The 25230-nt window shown below is 65.8% G+C and carries 25 protein-coding genes and 1 tRNA gene; 9 read left to right on the top strand and 17 right to left on the bottom strand.

Annotation, left to right across the window (positions count from 1 at the left end; all coding sequences use genetic code 11):
- Nucleotides 1-128: 128 nt before the first annotated feature.
- The 6 genes from E7T10_RS04495 to E7T10_RS04470 form a co-directional block, all read right to left on the bottom strand.
- On the bottom strand, nucleotides 129-1100 hold the full coding sequence (locus E7T10_RS04495) for a GAF domain-containing protein (protein ID WP_137720890.1): 972 nt from the start codon (nucleotides 1098-1100) through the stop codon (nucleotides 129-131).
- An 89-nt stretch (nucleotides 1101-1189) separates the two neighbouring features.
- Nucleotides 1190-1846 carry an OmpW family protein gene (locus tag E7T10_RS04490; protein WP_137722550.1) on the bottom strand — a complete coding sequence of 219 codons (657 nt, stop codon included), beginning with the start codon at nucleotides 1844-1846 and terminating at the stop codon, nucleotides 1190-1192.
- A gap of 128 nt (nucleotides 1847-1974) precedes the next feature.
- The gene (gene hemN, locus E7T10_RS04485; RefSeq protein WP_137720889.1) at nucleotides 1975-3351 is read right to left on the bottom strand and encodes an oxygen-independent coproporphyrinogen III oxidase; all 1377 of its coding nucleotides are present in this window, start codon (nucleotides 3349-3351) and stop codon (nucleotides 1975-1977) included.
- Nucleotides 3338-3487, bottom strand: coding sequence for a cytochrome bd-I oxidase subunit CydX (gene cydX, locus E7T10_RS04480; RefSeq protein WP_017504187.1), 150 nt, complete (start codon nucleotides 3485-3487; stop codon nucleotides 3338-3340). Before cydX ends, hemN begins: the two co-directional genes overlap by 14 nt.
- 19 nt (nucleotides 3488-3506) lie before the next feature.
- Nucleotides 3507-4655, bottom strand: coding sequence for a cytochrome d ubiquinol oxidase subunit II (cydB, locus tag E7T10_RS04475; RefSeq protein WP_137720888.1), 1149 nt, complete (start codon nucleotides 4653-4655; stop codon nucleotides 3507-3509).
- A gap of 24 nt (nucleotides 4656-4679) precedes the next feature.
- Nucleotides 4680-6260, bottom strand: coding sequence for a cytochrome ubiquinol oxidase subunit I (locus tag E7T10_RS04470; RefSeq protein WP_137722549.1), 1581 nt, complete (start codon nucleotides 6258-6260; stop codon nucleotides 4680-4682).
- Nucleotides 6261-6456: 196 nt separating this feature from the next.
- On the opposite strand from E7T10_RS04470, the gene cydD reads away from it, so the two are divergent.
- On the top strand, nucleotides 6457-8061 hold the full coding sequence (gene cydD / locus E7T10_RS04465; RefSeq protein ID WP_137720887.1) for a thiol reductant ABC exporter subunit CydD: 1605 nt from the start codon (nucleotides 6457-6459) through the stop codon (nucleotides 8059-8061).
- On the top strand, nucleotides 8058-9704 hold the full coding sequence (locus tag E7T10_RS04460) for an amino acid ABC transporter ATP-binding/permease protein (protein ID WP_137720886.1): 1647 nt from the start codon (nucleotides 8058-8060) through the stop codon (nucleotides 9702-9704). Before cydD ends, E7T10_RS04460 begins: the two co-directional genes overlap by 4 nt.
- Here the strand turns inward: E7T10_RS04460 and E7T10_RS04455 are convergent.
- From E7T10_RS04455 to cpdR, 3 genes are all read right to left on the bottom strand, one after another.
- Nucleotides 9701-10315, bottom strand: coding sequence for a helix-turn-helix domain-containing protein (locus tag E7T10_RS04455; protein ID WP_246846098.1), 615 nt, complete (start codon nucleotides 10313-10315; stop codon nucleotides 9701-9703). The genes E7T10_RS04460 and E7T10_RS04455 overlap by 4 nt on opposite strands.
- A gap of 474 nt (nucleotides 10316-10789) precedes the next feature.
- Nucleotides 10790-10864 (bottom strand) — tRNA-Val (locus E7T10_RS04450).
- A 136-nt stretch (nucleotides 10865-11000) separates the two neighbouring features.
- Nucleotides 11001-11357 carry a cell cycle two-component system response regulator CpdR gene (cpdR, locus tag E7T10_RS04445; protein ID WP_017506825.1) on the bottom strand — a complete coding sequence of 119 codons (357 nt, stop codon included), beginning with the start codon at nucleotides 11355-11357 and terminating at the stop codon, nucleotides 11001-11003.
- 112 nt (nucleotides 11358-11469) lie between these two features.
- On the opposite strand from cpdR, the gene E7T10_RS04440 reads away from it, so the two are divergent.
- Nucleotides 11470-12294 carry an N-formylglutamate amidohydrolase gene (locus tag E7T10_RS04440; RefSeq protein WP_137720884.1) on the top strand — a complete coding sequence of 275 codons (825 nt, stop codon included), beginning with the start codon at nucleotides 11470-11472 and terminating at the stop codon, nucleotides 12292-12294.
- A 259-nt stretch (nucleotides 12295-12553) separates the two neighbouring features.
- Here the strand turns inward: E7T10_RS04440 and E7T10_RS04435 are convergent, their stop codons facing one another.
- The gene (locus E7T10_RS04435) at nucleotides 12554-13297 is read right to left on the bottom strand and encodes a DUF599 domain-containing protein (protein WP_246846097.1); all 744 of its coding nucleotides are present in this window, start codon (nucleotides 13295-13297) and stop codon (nucleotides 12554-12556) included.
- A gap of 81 nt (nucleotides 13298-13378) precedes the next feature.
- On the opposite strand from E7T10_RS04435, the gene ppa reads away from it, so the two are divergent.
- On the top strand, nucleotides 13379-13939 hold the full coding sequence (ppa, locus tag E7T10_RS04430) for an inorganic diphosphatase (protein ID WP_039246191.1): 561 nt from the start codon (nucleotides 13379-13381) through the stop codon (nucleotides 13937-13939).
- Nucleotides 13940-14004: 65 nt separating this feature from the next.
- Here the strand turns inward: ppa and E7T10_RS04425 are convergent, their stop codons facing one another.
- A complete protein-coding gene (locus E7T10_RS04425) occupies nucleotides 14005-14556 on the bottom strand; it encodes a GNAT family N-acetyltransferase (RefSeq protein ID WP_137720883.1) in 552 nt (183 codons plus the stop codon).
- A gap of 138 nt (nucleotides 14557-14694) precedes the next feature.
- On the opposite strand from E7T10_RS04425, the gene E7T10_RS04420 reads away from it, so the two are divergent.
- A complete protein-coding gene (locus tag E7T10_RS04420; protein WP_137720882.1) occupies nucleotides 14695-15678 on the top strand; it encodes a hypothetical protein in 984 nt (327 codons plus the stop codon).
- Between the two features lie 90 nt (nucleotides 15679-15768).
- Complete coding sequence (gene hslU / locus E7T10_RS04415; protein WP_039246193.1) at nucleotides 15769-17070, top strand: ATP-dependent protease ATPase subunit HslU; 1302 nt, start codon at nucleotides 15769-15771, stop codon at nucleotides 17068-17070.
- Here hslU and E7T10_RS04410 read toward each other — a convergent pair.
- The gene (locus tag E7T10_RS04410) at nucleotides 17060-18367 is read right to left on the bottom strand and encodes a YihY/virulence factor BrkB family protein (protein ID WP_246846096.1); all 1308 of its coding nucleotides are present in this window, start codon (nucleotides 18365-18367) and stop codon (nucleotides 17060-17062) included. The two genes, hslU and E7T10_RS04410, sit on opposite strands and share 11 nt — an antisense overlap.
- A 63-nt stretch (nucleotides 18368-18430) precedes the next feature.
- Between E7T10_RS04410 and prmC the strand changes: the two genes are divergently transcribed.
- Nucleotides 18431-19342: a peptide chain release factor N(5)-glutamine methyltransferase gene (gene prmC, locus E7T10_RS04405; RefSeq protein WP_168189886.1), complete on the top strand. Its 912-nt coding sequence runs from the start codon at nucleotides 18431-18433 to the stop codon at nucleotides 19340-19342.
- A 264-nt stretch (nucleotides 19343-19606) separates the two neighbouring features.
- Nucleotides 19607-19963 carry an endonuclease domain-containing protein gene (locus E7T10_RS04400; protein WP_168189885.1) on the top strand — a complete coding sequence of 119 codons (357 nt, stop codon included), beginning with the start codon at nucleotides 19607-19609 and terminating at the stop codon, nucleotides 19961-19963.
- 197 nt (nucleotides 19964-20160) lie between these two features.
- Here the strand turns inward: E7T10_RS04400 and E7T10_RS04395 are convergent, their stop codons facing one another.
- Entirely contained in the window at nucleotides 20161-20910 is a 750-nt protein-coding gene (locus E7T10_RS04395) for a hypothetical protein (RefSeq protein WP_125901480.1), read from the bottom strand.
- 265 nt (nucleotides 20911-21175) lie between these two features.
- Between E7T10_RS04395 and E7T10_RS04390 the strand changes: the two genes are divergently transcribed.
- On the top strand, nucleotides 21176-21385 hold the full coding sequence (locus E7T10_RS04390; protein ID WP_125901479.1) for a helix-turn-helix domain-containing protein: 210 nt from the start codon (nucleotides 21176-21178) through the stop codon (nucleotides 21383-21385).
- On the opposite strand, the gene E7T10_RS04385 is transcribed toward E7T10_RS04390, so the two are convergent.
- From E7T10_RS04385 to E7T10_RS04370, 4 genes are read right to left on the bottom strand one after another with little or no spacing between them, the layout of a single operon-like run.
- Nucleotides 21382-22029, bottom strand: a complete 648-nt coding sequence (locus tag E7T10_RS04385; RefSeq protein ID WP_125901478.1) for a hypothetical protein — start codon at nucleotides 22027-22029, stop codon at nucleotides 21382-21384. The genes E7T10_RS04390 and E7T10_RS04385 overlap by 4 nt on opposite strands.
- Complete coding sequence (locus E7T10_RS04380) at nucleotides 22004-23182, bottom strand: ImmA/IrrE family metallo-endopeptidase (RefSeq protein WP_125901477.1); 1179 nt, start codon at nucleotides 23180-23182, stop codon at nucleotides 22004-22006. The genes E7T10_RS04385 and E7T10_RS04380 overlap by 26 nt, the downstream gene beginning before the upstream one ends.
- Nucleotides 23182-24564 (bottom strand): 7-cyano-7-deazaguanine synthase, encoded by a 1383-nt coding sequence (locus E7T10_RS04375; RefSeq protein ID WP_125901476.1) that lies wholly within the window; start codon nucleotides 24562-24564, stop codon nucleotides 23182-23184. Before E7T10_RS04375 ends, E7T10_RS04380 begins: the two co-directional genes overlap by 1 nt.
- Nucleotides 24561-25208 carry a hypothetical protein gene (locus E7T10_RS04370; RefSeq protein WP_137720878.1) on the bottom strand — a complete coding sequence of 216 codons (648 nt, stop codon included), beginning with the start codon at nucleotides 25206-25208 and terminating at the stop codon, nucleotides 24561-24563. The genes E7T10_RS04375 and E7T10_RS04370 overlap by 4 nt, the downstream gene beginning before the upstream one ends.
- Nucleotides 25209-25230: the final 22 nt, after the last annotated feature.

The raw sequence follows: 25230 nt of genomic DNA, 5'->3' as shown, positions 1-25230 counted from the left end.
CTGCGTTGTCCTCTGGCGTCGATTGTCGACGTCTTTGGATCAGAAGGTCATCCTGCGGAGCACGTGACTCCATACGCCGCTGCCATGCTGCGGCGCAAACCTGTCGCAGAACTGCGACAGATCGCTTATTAAGGTGCGTTAGAAAGGCCGAGCCGGTGCAGCTTGCGGTGCAGGGTCGCGCGGCTCACCCCAAGAGCGCGCGCGGCCGCCGAGACATTGCCGCCGCTCAACGCTAGCGCGCGACGCACCGCGCCGCGTTCGGCGTTCAGAAGATCGGCTTCCACGGCGCCTACGCCCAACACCTCCGACGCCGCGAGCTGGTTTGCGATCCGGTCGTCGGTGATCGCGAGCGCAAGGCGTGCGGCGCGCGTCGCTCCAACCACCAGATCGTCCTGGTCAACCGCCAGCAGGGCCGCGGTGTTTCGTCCGGCCGCATCGTCAGTCAGCACGATGCGCGCCTGGGGAAAGGCGTATCGGAAAGTTTGCGCCTCGATCGCTCTCGCAGCGTCCGCCACCGCCGCCGCGATCAACCCCAATACGCCTTGCGTCGCATCGGCACGGCACGACGAGACGTCCAACAAGCCCGCCAGCCGCCCTGTCGGACCGTAGATGGGATGGCTGGTGCAACTGAGCGCCGTGTTACGGGTATGAAAATGCTGATCGCGATGGATGGTCAGCGGCCGACGTTCGGCCAAAGCCGTGCCGATGCCGTTTGTACCCTCAACAGCCTCAGACCAGACCGCGCCGGGCCATAATCCCCAGCGGCGGAAGATCTCATCATCCGCCGCTGCGCCTCGCCGCTCCAGGGTCACCCCTTCAGCGTTGGTGAGAAGGACACAGCATCCTGTGTCGCCGACGGCGAGGAACAGTCGGTCAAGCGAGTCCTGAGCCGCCGTTGTCATCGGCTCTAGGGCGTCCCGGGCTTCGCGCAACTCCTGGTCTGTCAGGGTGTTCGGTCGGCCTTCATCCTCAGGATCGAGCCCATAAAGCGACATCGACCGTCGCCATGACGCCGCCAGGGCCGAACGCGCCTCACCTCCGGCGGCGTCCAGTGCCTGTTTGATCAGCTTGCCGTGGCCGTTTCCCATTTGCGCGACCATTGATGTTCCTTGGCGCTCTTTCGGAAAAAGAGCGCCGCATCGGTGTTCCAGTCAATGGGACAAGGGTCGGCGACCCCTAGGGGCTCCAGCTAAAACTTGCGGCTGACGCCCAGAGACACGACCCACGGATCGAGGTTCACGCTGGACTTCAAGGCGCCGTCGTTGATCCTGGCGTCGGTCTCGAACCAGACCTTCTTGACGTCAAGGTTCAGGCTCCAGGGCCCCTTAATGCCGACGTCCACGCCCGCTTGAAGCGCGTAGCCGAAACCGTCGTCCAGATCGACGGTGAAGCCGTTCTTGTCCTTGCCGCTGTAGAACAGCATGTAGTTCACGCCCGCGCCGAAATAGGGGCTGAAGCTCCCCTGGCTCAGCGGACGGTACTGCAGGGTGACCACCGGCGGCAGAACCCAGGTCTCATGCACGGCCACGTCCGTCGCGCCGCCCTGCGCGCGGATTTCGTGCCGGGTCGTGCCCACGATCGCCTCGACCGCGAAGTGATCGGTCAGGAAGTAGGTGAAGCTCAGGGTCGGCATGACGCTGTCGCCCACATCCACCTTCAGGCCGGTGTCGGCGCCCGCGGCTGTGGTGATGGCGTCATCGGCCTGGGAGAAGACGTCGGTGACGCGCCCGCTCACCAAGAAGTCGCCCTTCTTGGGCGTCTCCCAGGCGACGGATGTCTGAGCAAAGGCCGGCGCCGCGCAGGCGGTGAAGGCGGCAGCGGCGAGCAGCAGGGTCTTGGTCTTCATCTTCTGATCCCCGACGCCATGGCCGCGTCGTGCGGCCTTTGTCAGGCGTCTGAGCGGGGTGTGCGCCCCGGTGGACGCCTCAGCCTTGATCCAGCGCAAATCGTTCAGCGGGTGGACAATCTGTCCACTCACACCACCCGCGCATGCCTTTGCTGAAGAGCCGCCGCATTGGGATCGAAGGCGGCGCAAACCGCCCGGACGAAGGGGCGGCCCAGGTCGGTCACCGCCACCACCGTCCCGTCGATCCGCACCAGACCGTCGTCGACGAAGCGCTCCAACAGGGACAAGGCGCCGGCGACGTCCGACAGGTCTCGACCGCGACGTCGAACGATGGGCGCCAGATCAACGACGAAATCGCACATCAGCCGCTCGATAATCTGGCTGACGAACGCGTCGCGTTCGGTCAGGGCGACGCCTCGAGCGACCGGCAGGTCGCCGGCCTCGACAGCGCGGCGCCAGTCGCGTTCCTGCGCCTGGTTCTGAACATAGCCCCTGGGCGTGCGGCTGATCGACGAAGCGCCCAGGCCGATCAGCACGTCTGCAGCGTCGGTGGTGTAGCCCTGGAAGTTGCGATGCAGCCGTCCGGCCCGGTCCGCCGCCGCCAGCCCGTCGTGCGGCAGCGCGAAATGGTCCAGTCCGATCGCCTGCCATCCCTTGCCGACCAGATAGCGCGCCGCCGCCTGGCTTTGAGCGAAGCGCGCTTCGGCGCCCGGCAGATCGGCGTCGTTGATCAACCGCTGATGCGGCTTCATCCACGGCACATGGGCATAGCCGAAAAGGGCGATCCGTTCGGGTCTCAGCGTCGTGACCTGGCCCAGGGTGGTGATGACGTTCTCGACGGCCTGAAGCGGCAGGCCGTACATCAGATCCAGGTTGAGGGAGGTCACGCCCTGCCCCCGCAGGGCCTCGACCGCCCAGCGAATGGTTTCGAAACGCTCGGGCCGGTTCACCGCCGCCTGCACGCTTGGCGACAGGTCCTGCACGCCCAGACTGGCGCGGCTCAGGCCGATGCGGCCCGCCGCCTCGACCCACTCCGGCGTCAGGACTTCGGGATCCAACTCGGCGGCGACCTCGAAACAGTCGCCCAGGTCGAACCGCGCGGACAGACCGGCGAACAGTCGTTCCAGATCGTCCGGCGGCAGCATGTTCGGGGTGCCGCCGCCCAGATGGATCGATCCGACACGGACCGGGCGGCCAATCCGGGCCAGGACCAAATCCGCCTCGCGCAGCAGCAGATCGACATAGCTGGAGATGACGCCGGGTCGGTTCACCGCCCGGGTGTTGCAGCCGCAGTACCAGCACAGCCGCTTGCAGAACGGCAGGTGGAGATACAGCGAGACCGGCTGATCGGAGGGCAAGCGCCCCAGCCAGTCGGCCCATTCGCCGGGCCCGACGGCAGGCGTGAACTGGGCCGCCGTCGGATAGGAGGTATAGCGTGGCGCATGGGCGTCATAGCGCGCGATCAGGTCGCGAACGGGCAGGCGCGCGGGGCTAGAGAGGGACATCGCCCTCTTTCGATGCGTCGGGCGTGGACAGGCCGGCGTCGCCTTCGTCAAACAGATGGAACTCGTGCCACAGGCCGTTCAGCACGCCGAAACCGACGGCCAGGCCAAGCCCCAGGATCCAGGAAAAATACCACATGGTTCTGCGCTCCTAAGGGTCAGTACAGATCGGGATTGGTCTTGAGGGCGGCGGTCGATGTCCGGCCCCAGAGCACGCGATAGACCCAGGCGGTGTAGAGCAGCACCAGAGGCAGGAAGATCGCCGTGCAGATCAGCATGATGAACAGGGTCAGATGGCTGGACGAGGCGTTCCACACCGTCAGGCTGGATTGCGGATTGACCGAGCTGGGCAGGATGAACGGGAACATCGACAGGCCGACCGTGGAGATGATGCCCACGGTGGACAGGGAAGATCCGCCGAACGCCAGTGGCGCGGACCGCCGCCACATCCCGATCAGGCCGACCAGCGCGCCGAGGAAGCCCAGGGCCGGTGCAATCAGCATCCACGGATAGCGGCCGTAGTTATCCAGCCAGGAGCCGGGCGTGGCCTCGACGGTCGTACGCAGCGGGTTGGAGAAGCCGTTGACGTCCAGCGCGCCGGTGATCCGGTAGCCTAGGCCGCCGTAAGCGACATAGAGTCCGCCGACCGCGAACAGGATCAGGGCCAGAACAGCGGCGACCGTGCCGAACAATCGCGCCCGCTCCATAACAGGGCCGGGCTCCGCCTTGACCGACAGCCAGGCCGCGCCGTGCAGGACCAGCATGGCCACCGACAACAGCCCGGCGATCAGGCTGAAAGGGGTGAACAGGCCGAGCAACGTGCCGTCGTAGAAGGACCGCAGGTCGCCATCCAGATGGAAGGGCGCGCCCAAGAGGACGTTCCCCACCGCCACCCCGAACACCAGGGCCGGGACGAAACCGCCGATGAACAGGCACCAGTCCCAGAACGACCGCCACTTGGGCGACGCCCGCTTGGAGCGATATTTGAACGACACCGGCCGCAGGATCAGCGCGGACAGCACCAGGAACATGGCCAGGTAGAAGCCTGAGAAACTGACGGCGTAGACGAAGGGCCAGGCGGCGAAGATGGCGCCGCCGCCCAGGATGAACCACACCTGGTTGCCTTCCCAGGTGGCGCCGACGGTGTTGATCACCATGCGGCGTTCCTCGTCGGTCCTGGCGACGAAGGGCAGAAGGGCGCCGACGCCCAGGTCGAAACCGTCGGTCAGTGCGAAGGCGATCAGAAGCACGCCCAGCAGCCCCCACCAGATCAAACGAAGGGTGGCGAAGTCGAGGGGAAGATCCATTGTCGGATGTCCTAAGGTCTTGGGTCAGGCCACGGCGGGGGCGGGAACGCGCTCGGCCGGGGCTTCGGGGCTGGGTTCGCCGAACGTCTCCTGTTCGTGGAACGGCCCCTTTTTGATGGCGAAGAGCATCAGCCGCACCTCGACCACCGCCAGGGCGCCATACAGCAGGGTGAAGCCGACGATCGTGGCCCACAGCTGCGGCACGGTCAGGGACGAGGCGCCCAGGAAGGTGGGCAGCACGCCCTCCACCGCCCACGGCTGGCGGCCGAACTCGGCCAGGATCCACCCGAACTCGATCGCGATCCACGGCAGAGGGATGGCCAGGACGGCAAGGCGCAGGAACCACTTCGTCTGATGCTTGCGCAGGGTGCACAGCACGAAGGCGGTCCCGAACAGGGCGATCATGAACATTCCGACGCCCGCCATGATGCGGAAGCTCCAGAACAGGGCCGGGACGTTCGGCACCGTCTCCCATGCTGTCTGCTGGATCAGCGCCGGCGTGGCCTGGCGGGGATCGGCGACGTGGCGCTTCAGCAGCAGGCCATAGCCCAGGTCGCGGCGGTGGGTCTCGAACACGCCGCGCGCGACGGGATCGGCCGGGTCAGCCTTGACCTTCTCCAGCGCGTCATAGGCGATGACGCCGGATTCGATGCGGTCCTCAGCCGTGGCGACCAGTTCGAAGATGCCTTCGACGGGCTTGTCGATGGTGCGGGTCGCGATCAGCCCCATGATCCACGGCACGTGAACGCCGAAATGGGTCTCGCGGTCCTTCATCGAGGGAACGCCGATCAGCGTCAGGCCTGCGGGCGCAGGCTCGGTGTGCCACATGGCCTCCAGAGCGGCGAGCTTCATCTTCTGGTTGTCGGTCAGATTGTAGCCGGACTGGTCGCCCAGCACGACGGCCGACAGCGACGCCGCCAGACCGAACGCAGAGGCCACCGTCATCGACCGCTTGGCGAAGCCGACGTGCTTGCCACGCAGCAGATAGAAGGCCGAAACGCCCAGAACGAAGACCGAGGCGCAGACATAGCCGGCCGAAACGGTGTGGACGAACTTGGCCTGGGCCACCGGGTTGAACACCACGGCCATGAAGTCCGTGACCTCCATCCGCATCGTGTCGGGATTGAAGGCGGCGCCGACCGGGTTCTGCATCCAGCCGTTGGCGATCAGGATCCACAGGGCCGACAGATTGGTGCCCAGCGCGACCATGAAGGTGACGAACAGGTGGGCGTGCGGCTTGAGCTTGTCCCAGCCGAAGAACATCAGGCCGACAAAGGTCGCCTCCAGGAAGAAGGCCATCAGCCCTTCGATGGCCAGCGGCGCGCCGAAGATGTCGCCGACATAGTGGCTGTAATAGCTCCAGTTCATGCCGAACTGGAACTCCATGGTGATGCCGGTCGCGACGCCCAGTACGAAGTTGATGCCGAACAGCACGCCCCAGAACCGGGTGATCGTCCTCCAGATGGGCCGGCGGGTCATCACATAGATCGACTCCATGATGACCAGCATGAACGACAGCCCCAGCGTCAGGGGAACGAACAGGAAGTGGTAAAGGGCTGTCAGCGCGAACTGCAGCCGGGACAGGTCGACGACCGCGAGGTCGATCATGGCGTTGCTCCGAGGAATCGGTCTGCTGGACCGACGTTTCGTCGGCCGTAGGCGTTGCGCGGGACGCCCGCCTTGATCTCGATCAAAGCGGCAGCGAACGCGCGGCCCTATTGGACGCTTGGTCCTTGGACATTTCGTCCAACGACGTTTCGCCCAGTGGCGCGAGGCCTGCGCCGAGCGCTGGAGTCGCCTGATGAGCGCCGTGCCAATCGCCCCTGTATCTGCGGCCGCCTGGCTGAAGCAGATCGGTCGTCCGTGGGGGCGGCTGACCCTGCTGACCGGCGTGCTGACCATTGCGGACGTCGCGCCAGCGATCGGCTTCGCGGCGGGGCTGGCTTTGACGATTTCCAGCCTGACCGTATCGCCGGCCGCCGCCGCTCCGTGGTTGGCCCTGGCTGTGTTCAGTCTGATCGCGCGCGGCCTGATCGGCCAGGCCGCCGTGATCGTCGGCGCGAAGCTGGGTCGGGCGGTAAAGACCGACGTCCGAGGCCGCCTGCTGTCAGACCTGTTCGGGCGAGCACGGCGATCCAGCGCGCAGATGACGGCCCTGGTCGAAGGGGTCGGCGCGCTGGACGGCTACTATTCGCGGTTTGCGCCTTTGCGCCTCGCCGCAGGCGTTTCGCCGCTGCTGATCATCGCCGCCGCCGCGATCGCCAGCCCGGTGTCGGCGGGCATTCTGCTGTTCACCCTGTTCCCGTTCATCGTCGGCATGGCCCTGGCGGGCACGGCTGCGGCGGGCGAAAGCCGTCGTCAGTTTCAGGCGCTTGAGCGGCTGTCTGGTCTGTTCATCGACCGTATCCGCACGCTGCCCGCCATTCTCGCCTTCGACGCCGTGGGCCGCACGACGGTGCAGATCTCCCAGGCCTCGGACGAGCTGGAGCGCCGCACCGCCCGCGTCATGCGCATCGCCTTCCTGTCGTCGGGCGTGCTGGAGTTCTTCTCGGCCTTGTCGGTCGCGCTGATCGCCGTCTATTGCGGCTTCAACCTGTTGCGGCTGCTGCCCTTCCCCGTTCCCGAGACGCTGGACCTGTCGCGCGCCTTCTTCGTGCTGCCCCTGGCGCCCGAAGTCTATGCGCCGCTGCGCCGACTGGCGGCCGCCTATCATGATCGCCAGGCCGCCGAGGCCGCGGCCCCATCCCTGATCACGCCAGACCCACGCCCGGCCCAGCGCGCGCTTATCGGCGACCGGGCGCCCGCCATCCATTTCCGCGACGTCGCCATCGCTTATGAAGGCTCAGCGCCGGTCATCGACGGGTTCGACCTCGACATCGCGCCGGGCCAGATCGTGGCGATGATGGGCGCCAGCGGCGCAGGCAAGTCCAGCCTACTGCATCTGCTGCTCGGCCTCGCGCCCCTGACGCGCGGCGAGGTCGAGGTGGGCGGTGCGCGGCTCAGTCAGTGCGGCGACATCGCCGGGCGGGTCGCCTGGGCCAGCCAGCACCCGATCGTGACGCCTGGGACCCTGGCCGAGAACATCGGCCTGGCGGATCGCACCGCCTGCCCCGGCCGCATCGCCCTGGCCGCGCGCACGGCGGGCCTGTCCGGCGATCTCGATCGCCCCATCGACGAGCGCGGCGGCGGCCTGTCGGGCGGCGAACGCCGTCGCCTGGGCCTGGCCCGCGCCATCCTGAAGCGGGCGCCGCTTCTCGTGCTGGACGAGCCGACCGCGAATCTGGATCCGGCCTCGGAACGCGCCATGCTCGACGTCATTCGTCAGGCCGCGCGCGGCCGCACCACCCTGATCGCCACCCACTCCCCAGCCGTCGCCGCCCTGGCCGACCGCGTGGTGACGCTATGAGAGTCCCGTCACGCATCGCTGGCCTGATCGCCGCCCAGGCTCAGGCTCAACGCGCCCGGCTTCGGCTCGCTGCGGCCGGCGGCGCTGTCGTCTCGGTGGCGGCCGTCTGTCTGTTGGGGCTGTCGGGCTGGTTCATCACGGGCGCAGCCTTTGCGGGCCTGGCGGGCGCGGCGGCCGCCCAGAGCTTCAACTACATGATGCCCAGCGCCATCATCCGCCTGCTGGCCATCGTCCGCACCGGCGGGCGCTATGTCGAGCGCGTCGCGGGCCATGAGGCTGCCCTGAAGGCGCTCGCCCGCCTGCGCCCGCAGGTGTTCGACGCCATCGCCACAGGCCCGGCCGAGCGCGCACTGAACCTGTCATCCGGCGAGGTCTCGGCCCGGCTGGTTCAGGACGTGGACGCGGTTCAGACCCTCTTCGTGCGCCGCTCGGCGCTCTGGAGCCTGGGCGCCGGCGCCGTCTCCGCCATTCTGCTGGCCACCCTCGCCTCCCCCTTGGCCGGCGCGGCCCTGTTCGTCGTGATGATCGCAGCTGTCTTGGGCGGCGTTCTGATCGCCCGCCGCCTCGCCGATCCCGCCGGCCGAGCAGTCCAAACCGGCGCCGGCGCGGTAAAGGATCGCCTCGCCGCATTGGAGGCCGCCGCGCCCGAGCTGAAGGCCTACGGTCTTGACGACTGGGCGTGCGCGCAGGTCGCGCAGGTCGCCGCCAATCACGACGCGGCGCAGATCGCCCTGACCCGCTCGGGCGGCTGGATGGCCGTGTGGCAGGCGGCGGCGAGCGCCCTCGCGGTCGGCGTCGTCATCCCCGCCGCATCCTCCGCCGATCTGCCGCTGATCGCGCTCGCGGCCTTGGCGGCGGTGATGGGTGTCGAATCCGCCGGCGGGCTGGTCGTTGCCCTGCACCAGAACGGCGCCGCCGCCCAGGCCCTGTCTCGCCTAGACGCCGCCATGCCCATGGCGTCCCCTCGTCACGGCCGACCGCTCAGCGGAGCGGCGTTCGGTCTCGCAAACCTTAACGGCGAGCTCGTGCCGCCCTATCGCCTCGGCATCGTCGGCCCCTCCGGCGCCGGAAAGACGACGCTGATCGAACGGCTGATCGGGTTGCGAACGCCCCAGACCGGCGAGATGCGGCTCGGTGGATTGGACGCCGTTGTCATCGCGCCGGAGGATCGGCGCCGGCTGTTCGCCTATGCGGCCCAGGACGTCCGTCTGCTGAACGGATCCGTGCGCGAGAACCTGTTGCTTGCAGGACCTGCCGACGATGCGGCCCTGTGGGCGGCGCTGGACGACGCCGCGCTGGGCGACCGAATTCGCGCCGAATCGCTGGGGCTGGACACCCCCGTCGGACCGAACGGCGAGCAGCTATCCGGTGGAGAACGACGGCGTCTTGGCCTGGCGCGCGCCTATCTGCGCGATGCGCCCTGGCTGGTGCTGGACGAACCGACGGAAGGCCTGGACGCCGCGACGGAGGCCCAGGTCCTGGGCCGCCTTCTGAACCGCCTGGCCGCGCGGGGGCAAGGCCTGATCTTGGTCGGCCACCGGGCGTCGCCGATGGCGCTCTGCAACCGCTCCATCCGGGTCGAAGGGCTGGACAGCGACGGACATCTTCGTCTGACCTGCCTTCCGGATGATTTGGCCGCCTAGGATGCGCCGTTCGCCATGTCTTTCAGGCGGTCAGGGCGCTCGATCCGCAAGTCGTGCAGGGCGACGGCATGGATGACGCCGCTGATCTTCAACTTGGTCAGCTCGCGACTGACGGTCTCGATCGTCAGTCCGAGATAGTCCGCGATCTCGGATCGGGTCATCGGCAGTCGCACGGCGTTGTCGCCGGAGGGACGCAAGGGATCGCGCGAAAGCATCGTCACCAGAAAGCTGGCCACGCGTTCACGCGCGGTCTTGCGACCGAGCAGCAGCATCTGATCTTGAGCCGCCGTCAGCTCATGCATCGCCCGGCTCAGCAAGGCCGCTTCCAGACTGGGCCGCTCTCGCGCCAGGGCCCGATATTCCGAGGCCCGGAAGCGACATACGGTCGTGTCCTCGATCGCCTCAGCAGAGAAGGCGTAGGTCTCCCCCGCCGTCAGTCCAATGAAATCCCCGGCGAACAGGAAGCCGGTGATCTGTCGACGACCATCGGGCAGAAGCTTGTATATCCGCACAGCGCCCGAGGTGATGTTGAAGACGTTCAAGACCGGTTCGGCCTCATTGGCCAGGACGTCGCCGCTCGCCAGCGCTACGCGTTCTGCGATCGAGTCCAATCGCCCAAGATCGACCTCCGACAACGCGTCGCAGACGCTGAACGCACGCGCACCACAGCCTGAGCAGACCGAACTGGTGGGCCGGTCGGCACAGGCCCTAGGCAACGCGCGGACTTTCAACATGCTCACTGTCTATCACCCCTGGAGCACCAGTGAAGCAGTCTATCTCGACGTGCCAGCTGAGAGTGCTTCAGCATTTGCGTCATTCACGGGGGAAGAGCGACAAGTTGCTGATGCGAGACAGACCTCCTGATCTACCGGCATCGATCAAAACAGGTACTACTCCTTGGCCTGCTGCGATCGGGTAAGCCCTTGCCGCAAACCGGCCTTTCTCAAAGTCCGCAACGAGTCAACAGCAGCATTAGGAGGCATTCGTCGGTGTCTAACTCCGACGATCAGCATGCCGAGGGCAGAGTTTGTGGCCAGTTTCCGGTCAGTATCGCAAGCTGCGACAAGCTAAGTTATTGAAAGGAATGGTGGACGCGACAGGGATTGAACCTGTGACCCCCTCGATGTCAACGAGGTGCTCTCCCGCTGAGCTACGCATCCGCCGTAGGGCTCCGAAAAACGTCTTCGGAGCGGGAAGAGCGGTCATATAGCGGCGAGGCCGGTCGGCATCAAGCCGATTTAGCGGCAAGAATGCGATTTCTCGCCGAACACCGCTCGGCCCAGTCGCAGCGAAGGGTCAGGCGGCGACCATCCGCTCGACCTCATTGACCAGATCGCGCAGGTGGACGGGCTTGGACAACACTTTGGCGTCCGGCGTGGCCTGGGCGGCGGTCAGGGCTACGGCGGCGAAGCCGGTGATGAACATGATGCGCAGGCCGGGCTGACGGGCGGCGGCGACGCGAGCGACCTCGATCCCGTCGGCGCCCGGCATGACGATGTCGGTCAGCAGCAGGTCGTAGGGACCGTGTTCCAAGGCGTCGATCGCGTCGTCGCCGTTCTCGCAGTCGATGACCTGGTGGCCTGCCCGCTCCAGCGCGCGCGTCAGAAATCCGCGCAACGAACCGTCGTCTTCGGCCAGGAGAATACGCGCCATTCGAAAAACACCCTTGAAACAGACCGCAAACCTAGAGCCCGAACGGTAAACCGCCGATGAAATTCGCCGCTCAGCCGACTTCCTTCCACAGCGAAACGCGCTAAGCGGGAGCATGACCGACGGCGGAGACAGCTTTTCGATCACCGCCCCGGCGGCGGACGCGCCCGCGACGGCGCTGGTGTTCGCCTCGCCCCACTCCGGCGACTTCTATCCCGACGACATGGGTGCCGCGCCGGGCCTGTCGCGCGCCAGCCTGAAAAGCGCCGAGGACGCCCTGGTCGGGCGCTTGGTCGAAGAGGGACCGCGCAGAGGCGCCGCGCTGATCGAAGGCCGGCTCGGCCGGGCCTATGTCGATCTGAACCGTGATCCGTCTGAGCTGGACCCGGCCCTGATCGCGGATCTGGGCGGGCCGGTCGGAGCCAAGACGGCGGCGGGGTACGGCGTGATCCCCCGCTTGGCCGGCGACGGGACGCCGCTCTATGCGCGTCGGCTGACGCTGGCGGAGGCCAGGAGCCGCATCGCCAGGGTCCACGCCCCCTATCACCAGGCGCTGGACGAACGGATGCAGGCGACGCGCGCGACGCATGGACGCGCCGTGCTGATCGACTGGCATTCGATGCCTGCTCGCGCCGTCGGGGCCGAAGTCGTGCTGGGCGACCGTTACGGCTCGGCCTGCGGTGCGCGGCTCAGCCGGCGGCTGCGCGAGTTGTTCGAGGGCCTGGGCTGGCGCGTGGCGCAGAACCATCCTTACGCCGGCGGCTGGTCGACCCAGCGCTGGGGCCGACCGGACGAGGGCTATGAGGCGATCCAGATCGAGCTGAGCCGTAAACTGTATCTGGACGAGGCTACGCTGGCCCCCAACGCGACCTACGCCAAGACGCAAAAGACCCTGTCGCGCGTGATCGCCGCCCTGTGCGCAGACGACTGGTCGGCCTGACTGATCACTGATCAGATCAAAAAAAAGCCGCACCCGAGGGTGCGGCATTAAAAGTCTATAGGGAGGAAACGCCCAGGAAGGGCAAGACGCCCGGAGGCGTCAGAGGTCAACTTAGGTTGCGATGCACAATGGGTCAAGACCCATGCGCGCCCGCTCGGTCACGCCTTGTTACGCAAATATGGCGGGTCGCCTGACAAGACGGCGCTCTTTTGACGAAAGTCGGACGGGTGCTCAATCTCGCAACTGCGAAAGGACCTGGTCAGTTGTCCAGCAGCCGCCGTGCGTTGCGAATGGCGCGGGCGGCGGGCGACGCCTCCTGACGATAGATCAACAGACCGAAGGACGAGGCGACGCCCAGCGCCAGCCACAACGGGCCGAACAGCCAGGCCGCCGCCGCCAGGGCGAAGTAATAGCCGCGCACACCCTGACTAAAGGAACTGAGCGCCGGGTTCAAAAGCTGGCCCGCCGCCTCGCTGAAAGCCTTGCGGTCGGTCTTGGTGTGGATCTCCGGCGCCGCGCCGATCAGCGCCAGGGCGTAGTTCATCTGGCGCAGCGCCCAGATGAAATCCAGAAAGCCGCGCGCCAGACAGATCAGCACCAGCGCCAGCTTGGCCTCCAGTATCTTCATCGGCACGTTTTCGGCGCCGACGGCGGCGAACCCCTGAAGCGCGCTTTCACCGCCGAACAGGATGCCCGCGACCGCCGCGATCAGCAGCAGGTTGGTGGAGGCGAAGAAGGAGGCGGAGTTGATCGAATGGCCCATGAGCTGGCTGTCGATCAGCTTCATCTCGCGATGCGTCATGGACTGCATCCAGGCCGCCCGGACATGCTCCATGTCCTGGTTCAGCGAGCCGCCCTTCCTGCTGATGAAGGCCAGGATGGGGCTGTATCCCAGCCAGCAGATGAAGAAGAGGGCCAGCGCCGCCCAATCGGTCCAGGTCATGATCCAGATGTCCGCGATGATGCGACCCGACGCAAGCCCGCCGAGGGCGATGTTCGCCACAGGTCGCCCTTGCCGTGACGGGCCGGGGAGCCTATCACCCTTCGCCTTTCAAAGTTTCGCAGTCGCAGCAAAGACCCCGCCATGAACCTCGACGCCATTCCCGTCGGCCCGAACGCTCCCTGGGACATCAACGTCATCATCGAAATCCCGCAAGGCGGCCTGCCGGTGAAATACGAGATGGACAAGGAATCGGGCGCCCTGTTCGTCGACCGCTTCCTGCACACGGCCATGTACTATCCGGGCAACTACGGCTTCGTGCCGCACACTCTGTCGGACGACGGCGACCCCTGCGACGTGATCGTGCTGAACCCGACGCCGGTCGTTCCGGGCTGCGTCATCCGTTCGCGCCCCATCGGCGTGCTGAAGATGGTGGACGAGGCCGGCGGCGACGAGAAGATTCTGGCCGTGCCGGTCGATAAGCTGAACCCCTACTACACCGAGATCGCCAGCTATCGTCAGCTGCCCGCCATCCTGATCGAGCAGATCGAGCACTTCTTCACCCGCTACAAGGACCTGGAGAAGGGCAAGTCGGTCAAGGTCGAGGGCTGGGGCGACGCCGGCGAGGCCGCCGACCTGATCGCCAAGGGCATGCAGGCCCACCAGGACAAGCTGGCCAAGAACAAGGCCGCCAACGCCGCCTGATCCGGGCGACAAGCGCTTGAAGCCTCAAGGCGTCCTCCGGTCGGGGGACGCCTTTTTGCTGAGCGTCACGATCGCCACTCGTGTCGCAGAAGGGCGTACTGATAGGTGTTGACGTAGATCGGCTGGCCCGCGGCGTCGTTCACGAACGAGATGAACTCGCGGAACAGCCCTTCGCGCCGCATGCCCAACCGTTCGCAGAGCCTCTGTGACGCCAGATTGTCGTCCTCGACATAGGCGTACAGGCGACGCGCCGCCTTGTCCTTGAACAGATGGTCGACCAGAACGCGAGCCGCTTCGGACGCATAGCCGGCGCCCGCGTAGGCGCTGTTGAAGTTCCATCCGATGGACCAGGTGTCCGGCGCCTCGAACATGGCGAAGACATCGCCGATGACATGGCCGTCGGCCCTGGACTGGACGGCGATATACTCGCCCTCGGCTGCGCGCTTGAGGACTTCCGCCTCGGCCGCCGCCATGTCCTGAAGCGTCATAGACACGAAACAGGCGGCGCGCGGCTGGTGCAGATAGGCGAACAGGTCGGCGGCGTCGCCCGCCGCGAAACGGCGCAGGATCAGTCGGTCGGTTTCCAACGGCGTCAGGGCGAGTTTGGGCGTTTCCATTCCGGGGGCCATAGCGCAGGACCGGCGCGAGGGCATTGCGGCATGACGCCTCCAGTCCGCGCGATGATTACGGCGATTTCATTTGAGCCAAGGCCACGCTTGCGCCCCCATGCCGTCCCTTCAGCCGGAGACCTGTCTATGCGCCACATCCTGTCCGCCGCAGCCGCAGCGATCGTCTGCCTGATGTCGGCGCCCGCTGTGGCCTGGTCGCCGGACCCCGCCCCACAGGTGCAGGTCGTGGACAGCGACATCGCCCGGTTCTGGAGCGCCTATGACGCGGTGCGCGCCGAAGCCGATCCTGTCCGTCAACGCGACCTGTTCCAGCGGATGTACATCGACCAGGGCACGCCGGGTCTGGCGGCCTTCATGGAGGCGAAGGCCTATACGGTCGACACCTATCTGGAGGCGATCCGGGCCTATCCGGCCTATTGGGACACGGTGCGGCCGCGAACCGCCTTGGCCGGTCAGGCGCTGGACAGGCTGGAGGTTCATCTGGCGCGCCTGCGCGAACTGTATCCCGATCTGCGACCGGCCGGCGTGTATTTCGAGGTCGGTGCCCTGCGTTCGGCGGGAACGACCCAGGGCGACAAGGTGCTGATCGGCGTGGAGATGGCCACCGGCGACGCCAGCGTGGACCTGTCGCAGATGCCGCCCAATCTGAAACGGTTTTTCACCACCTATTTCGCCAGCGGTCCGTTGGAGAACCTGGATTTGCTGGCGACCCACGAGGTCGTTCACACCCAGCAACAGGGCGAACGCCAGACCCTGCTGGCCCAGGTCGTCTATGAGGGGGTCGCCGATTTCGTGGCCGAAAAAGCGACCGGGCGGCTGCCGAAGCTGCCGTATGTCACCTACGGCCCGGCCAATGACGCAGCGATCAAGACGGCCTTCCGCGCCGACATGAACGGCGAAGACTTCGGCGGCTGGCTGTACAACGGGGCGAACAACCGCTTCGGGACGGCCGACCTGGGCTATTACGTCGGCTACGCCATCGCCAGCGGCTACTATGACCGCGCGCCGGACAAGGCCGCAGCGATCAAGGCGATGCTGGAGCTGGACTACGCCGATCAGGCGGCGGTTCAGGCCTTCGTCGACGCCTCGGCCTATCTGGATGCGTCCTGACGTAGGCGACGCGTCGGTCATGAAGAAATCGGACGCGCCGCGACGCCCTGCCCTCTCCCGCAACGGTTCGGCCTCTCCTATCTGCGTCGCATGACTGAACTGACCCCCCGCGAGATCGTCTCCGAACTGGATCGCTATATCGTCGGCCAGAACGACGCCAAGCGCGCCGTCGCCGTCGCCCTGAGGAACCGCTGGCGCAGGAAGCGCGTGCCGGCGGACCTGCGCGACGAGGTGACGCCCAAGAACATCCTGATGATCGGCCCCACCGGCGTCGGCAAGACGGAGATCGCGCGTCGGCTGGCGCGGCTGGCGGGCTCGCCCTTCCTGAAGGTCGAGGCCACCAAGTTCACCGAGGTCGGCTATGTCGGCCGTGACGTGGACCAGATCGTGCGCGACCTGGTCGAAAGCGCCCTGATCATGGTGCGAGAGCGACGGCGCGGCGACGTGCGGGCCAAGGCCGAGGCCGCCGCCGAGGACCGCATCCTGGACGCCCTTGTCGGACCGGGCGCGGGACCGGCGACGCGGGACAGTTTCCGAAAGAAGCTGCGCGCCGGAGAACTGGACGACAAGGAGATCGAGATCGCGCTGGCCGACACCGCCTCGCCCATCCAGGGGCTGGACATTCCGGGCGGCGGCAACGTGGGCCTGCTGAACCTGTCGGAGATGCTGGGCAAGATGGGCGGCGGGCGCACCAAGACCGTCAAGCTGGCCGTGCGCGATGCGACCACGCCCCTGATCGCCGAAGAGGGCGACAAGCTGTTGGATCAGGACAGCCTGACGCAGGAGGCGCTGAAACTGGCCGAGAACGAGGGCATCGTCTTCCTGGACGAGATCGACAAGGTCGCGGCCCGGCAAGGCGCATCCGGCGCGGACGTGTCGCGTGAAGGGGTCCAACGCGACCTGCTGCCCCTGATCGAAGGCACCACGGTCTCGACGAAGTATGGGCCGGTGAAGACCGACCATGTGCTGTTCATCGCCTCGGGCGCCTTCCACGTCGCCAAGCCCAGCGATCTGCTGCCCGAGCTTCAGGGGCGGTTGCCGATCCGGGTCGAGCTGAAGGCCCTGACGCGCGACGACTTCAAGCGCATCCTGACCGAGCCGGAGGCCAATCTGATCCGTCAGAACCAGGCCCTGCTGGCGACCGAGGACGTGACCCTGACCTTCACCGACGATGCGGTCGAAGCGATGGCCGATGCGGCGGTGGCGGCCAACAGCGCGGTCGAGAACATCGGCGCGCGCCGGCTTCAGACCGTGATGGAGCGGGTGCTCGAGGAAACCAGCTTCAAGGCCTCGGACCTGTCGGGCCAGACCGTGACCTTCGACGGCGATGCGGTGCGCGAGAAGATGGACGCCCTGACCAAGGACGTCGATCTGAGCCGCTTCATTCTGTAGCGGTGGGCGCCCCGGCGGCGTGGCGGTTGGGGCGGCGCATGATGCGGTCGGCCATCATCTCGGCATGGCGCTGGGTGAAAGCGAGAGCCGCGGGGTTGCCGCGTCGCGGACCGATGCTGTCGGCGACCTTGGCGCCCCGCTCGCCGATCGGCAGGGGCTTGCCGGTGGTCGTGTCCACGGCGGTCTGGTGCTCGATCTCGGCGTTCAGCTCGGCGCCCATGACGATCACCTGCACCGACAGCCAGGTCCACAGCAGGAAACCCATCATGGCCGCCAGCGGGCCGTAGCTGTCGGTCCGCACGAAGTTCGACAGATACCAGCTGAACAGGAAGGACACCGTCAGGCTGAGCAGGGCCGCAAAGATCGCGCCCGGCGTGACCCAGCGCCAGCGCGCGCGCTGACGGCAGGGGCCGTAACGGTAGATGACGGTCAGGGCGGCGACATAGCCGACCAGCAGCAGCGGCCAGCGCAGCGGGGCGATCAGGCCCCACTCCTCCTCCAGGCCGAACAGCCGCACCACCACCGGGACGCCGACCACCAGCGCCGAGGTCAGCAGGACCGCCAGGATGGCCCCCACGGTGAAGACCATGCAGATCAGGTTGTAGCGCACGATGTTGCGGCGCTCGACCTCGTGGTAGGCGACGTTCAGGCCGTAGAACAGCACCTTGACCGCCCCGTTGGCGGTCCACAGCGACAGGGCCAGGGTCCACACTAGGGTGAAGGTCAGCTGGCTGTTGGAGTTCTCGGCCAGGCGCTGCATCTCGCCGCCGAGGAAGACCGCGATGCTGTCCGGCAGCAGGGCGTAGAGGAACTGCAGCCGCCCCCACGCGTCGGTCGGATCGGCGAACAGACCGTAGAGGGTGACGAACGTCCCCAAGAGCGGGAACAGCGACAGCAGGGTGAAGAAGGTCACCCCGCCGGCGACGAAGCCGACCCGGTCGCCGAAATAGGAGCCGGCCGTGCGCCAGGCGATGTCGACCCAGCCCTTGTGCGGGATCTGGCCCGGCCGCTTGGCCATGCGGCCGCGACCGGGGTCCTGAGCCTCATAGTCCTCGGGCGTGGGGACCTTGGGCGGCAGGGGTTCGGGGCGGGGCGCGCGCAGTTCGACCCCGACCTTGTGCCCCTGGCTGTAGAGCAGGTGGGCCGCGCCGGCCCCGGCGGCCAGACCCCCGGCGGCGGCCCCCAGGAACTTCCACAACCGCCCGCGCTCGACCGGCGCCGGCGTGCGGGAGAACAGGTTGCGAAGCGGGACGAGACGGGAGGGGCGGCGCGCAGTCATCCCGACGCGAACGGTCAAGCTGGCCTGACGTTCCCTCCCGTCGCGCTTGAAATCGGCGCCGGGCCGGGCCAATCAACGCCCATGACCGACCCCATCACGCCCAAGTCCGACACAGACGCCCCGACCCTGCTGACCGCCTGGAAGGCGGCGCAGGCCCGGCTGAAGACCGGCCGCATCGACAGCCCCGCCATCGACGCCCGCCTGCTGCTGGAGGCCGCCGCCGGCGCCAGCCGCATGGACATCCTGACCGACCCCTATCGGCCCATCACCGCCGACCAGCTGAGCGCCTATGAGGCCATGGTCGATCGCCGGCTGAAGCGCGAGCCCGTCTCACGCATCGTCGGCAAGAAGGGCTTCTGGAAGATCATGCTGAACGTCACCCCCGACGTCCTCAGCCCCCGCCCCGACACCGAGACCCTGATGGACGTGTCCATGCTGGCCTTCGGCAAGAACGAAGCCTTCGACGCCATCGACCTGGGCACCGGCTCGGGCGCGATCCTGCTGGCGCTTCTGGCCGAACGGCCGGCCGCGCGCGGGGTCGGCACCGACATCTCGTCCGAGGCTCTGGCTGTGGCCAAGGAGAACGCCGCCAACCTGGACCTGAACGAGCGCGCCACCTTCCTGCGCACCGAATGGGCGGCGGGCTTCGGCGACGCCAGCTTCGACCTGGTGCTGTCCAACCCGCCCTATATCCCGACCGACCATATCGCGACCCTGGACCCGGAGGTCCGCGACCACGACCCGCACCTGGCCCTGGACGGCGGCCCCGACGGCTTGCAGGCTTACCGCGACCTGGCGCCCGAGGTGAAACGCATCCTGAAGCCGCTGGGCGTCTTCGCCGTCGAGATCGGCTTCGATCAAGGCCCGCAGGTCAAGGCGCTGTTCGAGGCCGCCGGCTTCACCGACGTCAAGATCATCAAGGACCTGGGCGAACGCGACCGCGTTGTCACCAACGGCCCGGACCCGCGCACCAACCCCATCCCGCAGGACTGACGGAGATCAGACGGTCGGCGGACAAAAACACCGTCTAATTCGTCTAATTCGTCTGATCTGGCCCTCCCCGGCCGTGCGATGCGTCCCCTGCGGACGAACCGAGACAGGATCGCACGGTTTAGGAGCGTGGGCAGGAAGATGACGCTGGCGGGCGGCAGGGTGTTGGAATCGTTCGCGGTATGCGCCGCAGATACGCGGACTGGCGGGTTTTGCTTGCCGAATGATGGCGGCGGCTGTGGGATGGCCTTCCGAAGGGAGCCGCGCATGACGACCAACCGCCTGACGCCGCGCTCGCGGGGGCTTCGCCAGAGCGGTGGCCTGGCCGAGGACCGGATATGGGCGCGGTTGCGCGGCGGCGCCGTCGACGGCTGGAAGGTGAGACGCCAGCATCCGATCGGCGGCTATGTGGTGGATTTCGCCTGCGTGCCGCTTCGGCTGGTCATCGAGATCGACGGCGGGGTGCATGAGCGCGACGAGGTCGTCTTGAACGACCACTATCGCCAGCGGGCGATCGAGGCGCTGGGCTGGACCGTCGTTCGCTTCACCAACGCCGAAGCCCTGGCCGACCCCGGCCGCATCGACGCCGCCATCCGCGACCACGCCAAAACGCTAGGCCTCTGACCTTCCCTCTCCCAGAATAGGGAATGTAGGGCGGGTAGGTGAGCAAGAACCTCTTGGTTTTCAGATCGCTGATCGACAAGGAGCGCCCGTTCTAAATGTCGTGCCACCCAAGGTGCCACTTTGCGACAAGTTCGGGAAAATCCTTGAACGACAACGTTCTAACTGTAGCACAAAACGTACTGCAGTGCGAACTGCAGCTATTCGATCACCGGCATGCCCTTGAAGATCGCCGGCGACGGCGGCGGGCCGTCGGTCCAGTGCCAGGTCTCGCGGGTGCGCATGAGCTCCTGCGTGACCTGGGCCGGGACGGCTGGGATGTCGACCGGCGTCGGGGCGTAGGTGCCCGACGGCGCCAGGTTCAACCGGAAGCGGTGCGGGAAGCCCCCGAAACGCACTTCAATCACCATGTCGCGAACCATGCCGTCAGGGATGACGATCTGTTCCGCCAGGATCGCGCCGCCATGCGCCGTGCCGGGGTCGATGGTCGTCGTCTCCAGCATCGTTCGTCCCAGAGTGGAGATAGTCTGGCGCAACCGTCGCTGGATATGATCGTGCGACGCCTGCAGCTGCCCGGAGGCGCTGCGGTAGGCGATGTCGTGGCGGCGTGGGTGGTCCTCCATCTCCTGAAGAGTGAGGAAATATTCCACGGCCGCGTCGGCCCAGGCCAGGTTCATCTCACGCTGGGCGGTCGTGCGCGCACTGTGGCGCAGATAGTCGAAGTCCTGGACGCTGTAGGGCTGCCCATCCAGATAGAGGCGCACGTCCTCTGAACCGATGTTGATCGGGTAACCTGAGGTGTTGAAGGCGGCGATCGAGAAGAAGAATTTCTGCGTGTCGTTATAGCGGATCGGCAGCAGCATGATCGCGCCGGACGGCCCATTCGACACCATCAGGGCGTTGCCGCGCGAGAAGCGGACACCCACGCCGTGATCGGCGGTGGGGATCATCCGCACCTCCGGCGGCGGAGTAGAGGCGCAGCCGGTCAGCAGAGCGCTAGCGCTTGTCAGGATAAGCAACCTTCTCATCGGCGTTTCGCTCCTACGGCACCCAGGATGCCGATGAGCAGACCGATGATCGCGCCTATCGGTCCGGCGACGAAAAAGCCGACCGCGCCGAACATCACACCCGCCAGACACCCCATAATCGCCCCTCTGGAATAATAGGACATAGATGTCCTAGAGAGGTTACCGCTCCGCTAACACCATCGCGCTGATGGAATGGGAGAAGATCGTCGGCGCAAATATCAGGCGTCTCCGCAAGGAGCGCGGCTTGAGCCAGGAGGCGTTAGCGGGTGAAGCGGGTCTGGCGATGCGTCATCTCGGGCGCATAGAGCGAGGCGAGGGCAACCCGACAGTGGCAATTCTAGGCAAGTTGGCTGAAGTGCTTGGCGTCCATCCCACAGAATTTTACGCAGTCCGCTAATCGGAGCGAACGGGACGAGCGTTTACCGTGTCTATCAGCGGTGCCCGTAGATGCGCCGGCAAACTGTTGCAGGCGCTCGCTCGCTCGGGACCCAGAACTTCGATCACCCTAGCCTGCCAATGAGTTGGCACCCGCATTCTGGCCCTCTGGAGCGCCAAAAACAGGGCATCGGCCAAGGGGCCGACATTCCCGCCTTCGTCTGGTAGCGTAGCGAATAGCAGCTCAGTGCTGGACCGAAGTTCGAGTGCAGAAAAGCGACGCTTTGCGATCGCAGTCGCTTTGCGTTCGTCAATGAGGGCGATTGCCCCAAGGCGCACGGCTACGACCAAGGTCGCAGCCTCGCCATCGTCCAAGGTTTCTGCCGTGCCGCCTGCAACTAGGCTAAGATACGGCTCTTCGTCTGCGGTTTCCATCTCCACAACTCGAATTAGCCCGGACTGGATCAGCGGCTGGATATGCTCCAGCACCCCATGCCCATTGGCGCTGCCGCGCTGAAGTTCCCTGAGCACCACATCAACGATAGCGAATGACGCACCGAGCGCAGCGAGGATTTCCGGGCATCGGCCCGTAGCGGCGAGGTTGATCCAAACGCTCGCATCAGCGACATGTATTGGGGGCTCAGCGCCGGATGCGGGGAAGCCCATCGGCCGCCTCCTCATCTGCCTCATAGGCGTCTATCAACTCACGCGCTTGTACCCGGTCGATCTTGAGCAGACTGACCACTTGACCCTCGGAGAGCAGGCCACGCTTCCACGCCTCGGCCGCTAGGAGTTGAAGGCGGAGCGACACCGACCGCTCCCCATCTTCGCCGCGCGGATCGAATGCTGGGTTTTCGCCCAGGACCTGCCGCGCCTGGTCGTTAGTAATGCCGCCGGTCCGTTCGAACCAATCCCAAGTTCCGTTCGGCACGAGGTCCAATTCTTCGAGCCGCCGCACCAAAGCTTCACGTGATACACCGAAGCCATGGGCAAGCACGATCACGTGGCGGCGCGTCAGATTTGTCGCCCCCGCTGTCGTGTCCCGGAACATCGACTTGACCGTTCGCGCAGGCGTTAGGAACGCCCGCGCGAAGGCATTGGCGTAGCGCTCTTCGCGAGTCTGTTCAGGCGAGCCCTCATAAAGGCTGTCCGGCGCGTTTCGGGTAGAGATGTAGTGACCGAGTTCATGGGCGGCGGTTTGCGCTCGCCGTTCTTTCGGATGTAGGGCGTTTAGCAGGACGCATGGACCAGCGTCGTTGTCGTAAGCATAGAGACCAGAAATCTTGGCCTCAAGCCTGCGGACGAACACACGAGCTCCAAGCTGAAGTTCGAGAATTGAAACCATGTCATGGACGGGCGCATCTCCTATGCCCAGCCACTGGCGTAGTTCGAATGCATCTTCTTCGGCTTGGGCGAGGACGTTACCGGGCAGAATGGGGCGCTCCGGAGGCTCGGATCGACCCCGAACCACTCCAAGCAAATCTTCAAGTTCCACCTCGGCCTTGACCAAGTCGGTCAACAAGGCGGAAGCCATCTCAACAGCTGAGCCGCCGTCTTGGGTTCGACGAAAGCGGGGACGCAGGTCTACCTTGGCTGACTCCCGGCGCAACAACGCGTTCACTGTCGTGCCGTAAAGGCCAGCGAGAGTCTGCAATTCTTCTAGACGCGGCCGGCGGCCGCCCTGTTCGATCGCCACTAGGGTCGTGCGAGCCGCAGAGATGGCTTCGGCCGCTTGGGCCTGGGTGATCTTCGCCGCGTCTCTCGCCAGACGCAGGCGCTCCCCCAGGGCGATTGGATCGATGGCGGCAGGAGTCTCCATCACGCGACCACGCTGGCGGCATACCGCGCAACAAAAGATTGATTGCCTTGAGCGATCACGAAGCGACGCCATTCCTCAGCGTGGCGATCCAGCAGAGCTCGGGTCTGGGCCAGCACAGAGCCTTCATCTTCACCAAGCGCGTCTGCAGTGAGGCGTACGACGCGATGGAATGCACTGGTCTGCGCTGAAGGTGCAGCCAGTGACGCTAGATGGTCCATATGTAGCACGCCTGCGATACCATACTCTCTCAGAGCGCGCGTATGTCCTTGGAATGCGGCGGCAGCGCCAGTGTCAAATTCAGTGACAGTCAGATTTTCCCACACGTACCTGTCCGCAGGCTCATCAATCTCCGCAGCGAACATGCTCACACGTCGCAGCATGCACGCCGCGCAAATTCCGCATTGGCGGCGTGAGCCGTCTACGGAAGCTTGCTGCGAACTCTGCCAGCAACTGCGCGTCCGCGTGACGAAATCCGGGGGCGTCGGTAATGCCTTCGCGGCGGCCATGGTCTCACCCTTGGTGTACCAGAGACGCGGATACTCATACCGAATTTCATGCCCAGTGAGCGCCAAGAACAGGCTTTCCATTTTCCGGCTAAAGGCGGGATGGACGCGATAGTCGGGGTACGCATGACCGGATCGAACAAGCACCGGTCCCAAGACCCCTTGCCCGCTTTCGGTGACGATGATCCGTTGAACTCCCGACATCGCTGCGGCGATCGCGGTCACGACCGCGAATTTGAAGCCCCTAGATCGAGCGGACGATTCCGCGTTGTTTGGCACGGAGACTTTGTAGGGCACTCGTGCAAAGGGTTTGCGGTCCTTGTCCAGCACTGCCTTGTCGACGCCGCCTGACCCTAGGCGCACCCGGACAAGTTCGCTGTTGGTCGCGTGTGCCGTGAGGGCATGGACCGCAAGAGAATCTAGGCCTTCGCTGTAGGGCATAATGAGCGCGCAATAAGGCGGAAGCGGCAGTGGAAGCGTCACGGGCGCGGGTTCGTCCCTTAGTCTAGCTTCGAAGCAGAACCGCCAGACATCACCTGTCAGGAATGACACGGTCTCTTCCAGAAGTGCCTTCGCCTCCGGTGCGGACCAGACTTCGGGTTCGTGCACTGCGACCCGGACGTCAAACGCGCGCGACCACCCCCAACCTGGACGTCGTTTAAAGCGGTCACAGAATTCGACCGCCGCCGCGACAACTAGGAGATCGTAGAGGCGGCGATCAAACCGCGCGAAGAAGAATGAGGTGAGCCCGCGGGTATCAAGGCAAAGACTTTGCCCTAGCAGAGCGGGCGTCGCGCCGTCACGGAGCGGCGCATCTGCTTCGACCGCATCGATTAAAAGCGGTGCTTCGTTTGCGCGATAGGAGGCGAAACCCGTCATGCGAGGGCGGGTCCATCTTCGAGGCCGGACCGATCCACGGCCTTCGGCAAGGCACGCTTCATAACCCCGGTAACTAGGCCGGTTGCGACATCACGCACCCGGTCACTCGCCTGCTTGAGCGCAGCGGTGACTCGTTGCTCGACATGAGCGGCTCGTTCTAGCGGCGATCGGCGCAGGTAGTGCTCCACAAGAGATCGGGTCACTGCTTCCCCACGCTCCTCAAAGACAGCCTCGGCTCCGCTTTGGAAAGCTTCAGCTCCGCGTTGGCCGTTACGTAGGGCGTCGCCGACCGCTTCTACCAAGTCGATCTCCATAACCGAGGCCGCCTGCGAACGCAGCGCCGCCACCTGTTGGGGCGTGTCGTCGATCAGTTGCGGCTGTTCGGACGTGAGAATCCGACGCAGGCTTCTGAGCAGGCCTTCGCTGATCTCGCCTTTTGCGTCCGCAGCTAGTGCGGCCGGAATTCTCTCAACCACTTCCTCCAGTGCATGGGCACGTCCGTCTGCGATCTCGCAGACTTTCTTCCAGGCCCGCCTCAACGGCAGGCTACGATGAGGACCGTCGCTCATGGTCTTACCTCCATGCCAGGAAGGTTGCCGCACGATTCTGACATTGTCAATAAAAATACCGACGATTTCTGACATAACGAAATTTAGGCCGTCGCTG

It is taken from the genome of Brevundimonas sp. SGAir0440, assembly GCF_005484585.1.
Taxonomy (GTDB): Bacteria; Pseudomonadota; Alphaproteobacteria; order Caulobacterales; family Caulobacteraceae; genus Brevundimonas.
The sequence above is the reverse complement of the archived record's forward strand: the minus strand, read 5'-3'. Positions and strand labels throughout refer to the sequence as shown.

Bases quoted from the DNA above. Each gene is read 5' to 3' on its own strand.
- E7T10_RS04400 (WP_168189885.1), top strand. From the start codon at position 19,607: ATGACGACCAACCGCCTGACGCCGCGCTCGCGGGGGCTTCGCCAGAGC.
- E7T10_RS04390 (WP_125901479.1), top strand. From the start codon at position 21,176: ATGGAATGGGAGAAGATCGTCGGCGCAAATATCAGGCGTCTCCGCAAG.
- E7T10_RS04460 (WP_137720886.1), top strand. From the start codon at position 8,058: ATGAGAGTCCCGTCACGCATCGCTGGCCTGATCGCCGCCCAGGCTCAG.
- E7T10_RS04395 (WP_125901480.1), bottom strand. From the start codon at position 20,910: ATGATCCCCACCGCCGATCACGGCGTGGGTGTCCGCTTCTCGCGCGGC.
- cydB (WP_137720888.1), bottom strand. From the start codon at position 4,655: ATGGATCTTCCCCTCGACTTCGCCACCCTTCGTTTGATCTGGTGGGGG.
- ppa (WP_039246191.1), top strand. From the start codon at position 13,379: ATGAACCTCGACGCCATTCCCGTCGGCCCGAACGCTCCCTGGGACATC.
- E7T10_RS04380 (WP_125901477.1), bottom strand. From the start codon at position 23,182: ATGGAGACTCCTGCCGCCATCGATCCAATCGCCCTGGGGGAGCGCCTG.
- E7T10_RS04375 (WP_125901476.1), bottom strand. From the start codon at position 24,564: ATGACGGGTTTCGCCTCCTATCGCGCAAACGAAGCACCGCTTTTAATC.
- hemN (WP_137720889.1), bottom strand. From the start codon at position 3,351: ATGTCCCTCTCTAGCCCCGCGCGCCTGCCCGTTCGCGACCTGATCGCG.
- E7T10_RS04385 (WP_125901478.1), bottom strand. From the start codon at position 22,029: ATGGGCTTCCCCGCATCCGGCGCTGAGCCCCCAATACATGTCGCTGAT.
- hslU (WP_039246193.1), top strand. From the start codon at position 15,769: ATGACTGAACTGACCCCCCGCGAGATCGTCTCCGAACTGGATCGCTAT.
- E7T10_RS04495 (WP_137720890.1), bottom strand. From the start codon at position 1,100: ATGGTCGCGCAAATGGGAAACGGCCACGGCAAGCTGATCAAACAGGCA.
- E7T10_RS04425 (WP_137720883.1), bottom strand. From the start codon at position 14,556: ATGGAAACGCCCAAACTCGCCCTGACGCCGTTGGAAACCGACCGACTG.
- E7T10_RS04490 (WP_137722550.1), bottom strand. From the start codon at position 1,846: ATGAAGACCAAGACCCTGCTGCTCGCCGCTGCCGCCTTCACCGCCTGC.
- prmC (WP_168189886.1), top strand. From the start codon at position 18,431: ATGACCGACCCCATCACGCCCAAGTCCGACACAGACGCCCCGACCCTG.
- E7T10_RS04440 (WP_137720884.1), top strand. From the start codon at position 11,470: ATGACCGACGGCGGAGACAGCTTTTCGATCACCGCCCCGGCGGCGGAC.
- E7T10_RS04420 (WP_137720882.1), top strand. From the start codon at position 14,695: ATGCGCCACATCCTGTCCGCCGCAGCCGCAGCGATCGTCTGCCTGATG.
- cpdR (WP_017506825.1), bottom strand. From the start codon at position 11,357: ATGGCGCGTATTCTCCTGGCCGAAGACGACGGTTCGTTGCGCGGATTT.
- E7T10_RS04370 (WP_137720878.1), bottom strand. From the start codon at position 25,208: ATGTCAGAAATCGTCGGTATTTTTATTGACAATGTCAGAATCGTGCGG.
- cydX (WP_017504187.1), bottom strand. From the start codon at position 3,487: ATGTGGTATTTTTCCTGGATCCTGGGGCTTGGCCTGGCCGTCGGTTTC.
- cydD (WP_137720887.1), top strand. From the start codon at position 6,457: ATGAGCGCCGTGCCAATCGCCCCTGTATCTGCGGCCGCCTGGCTGAAG.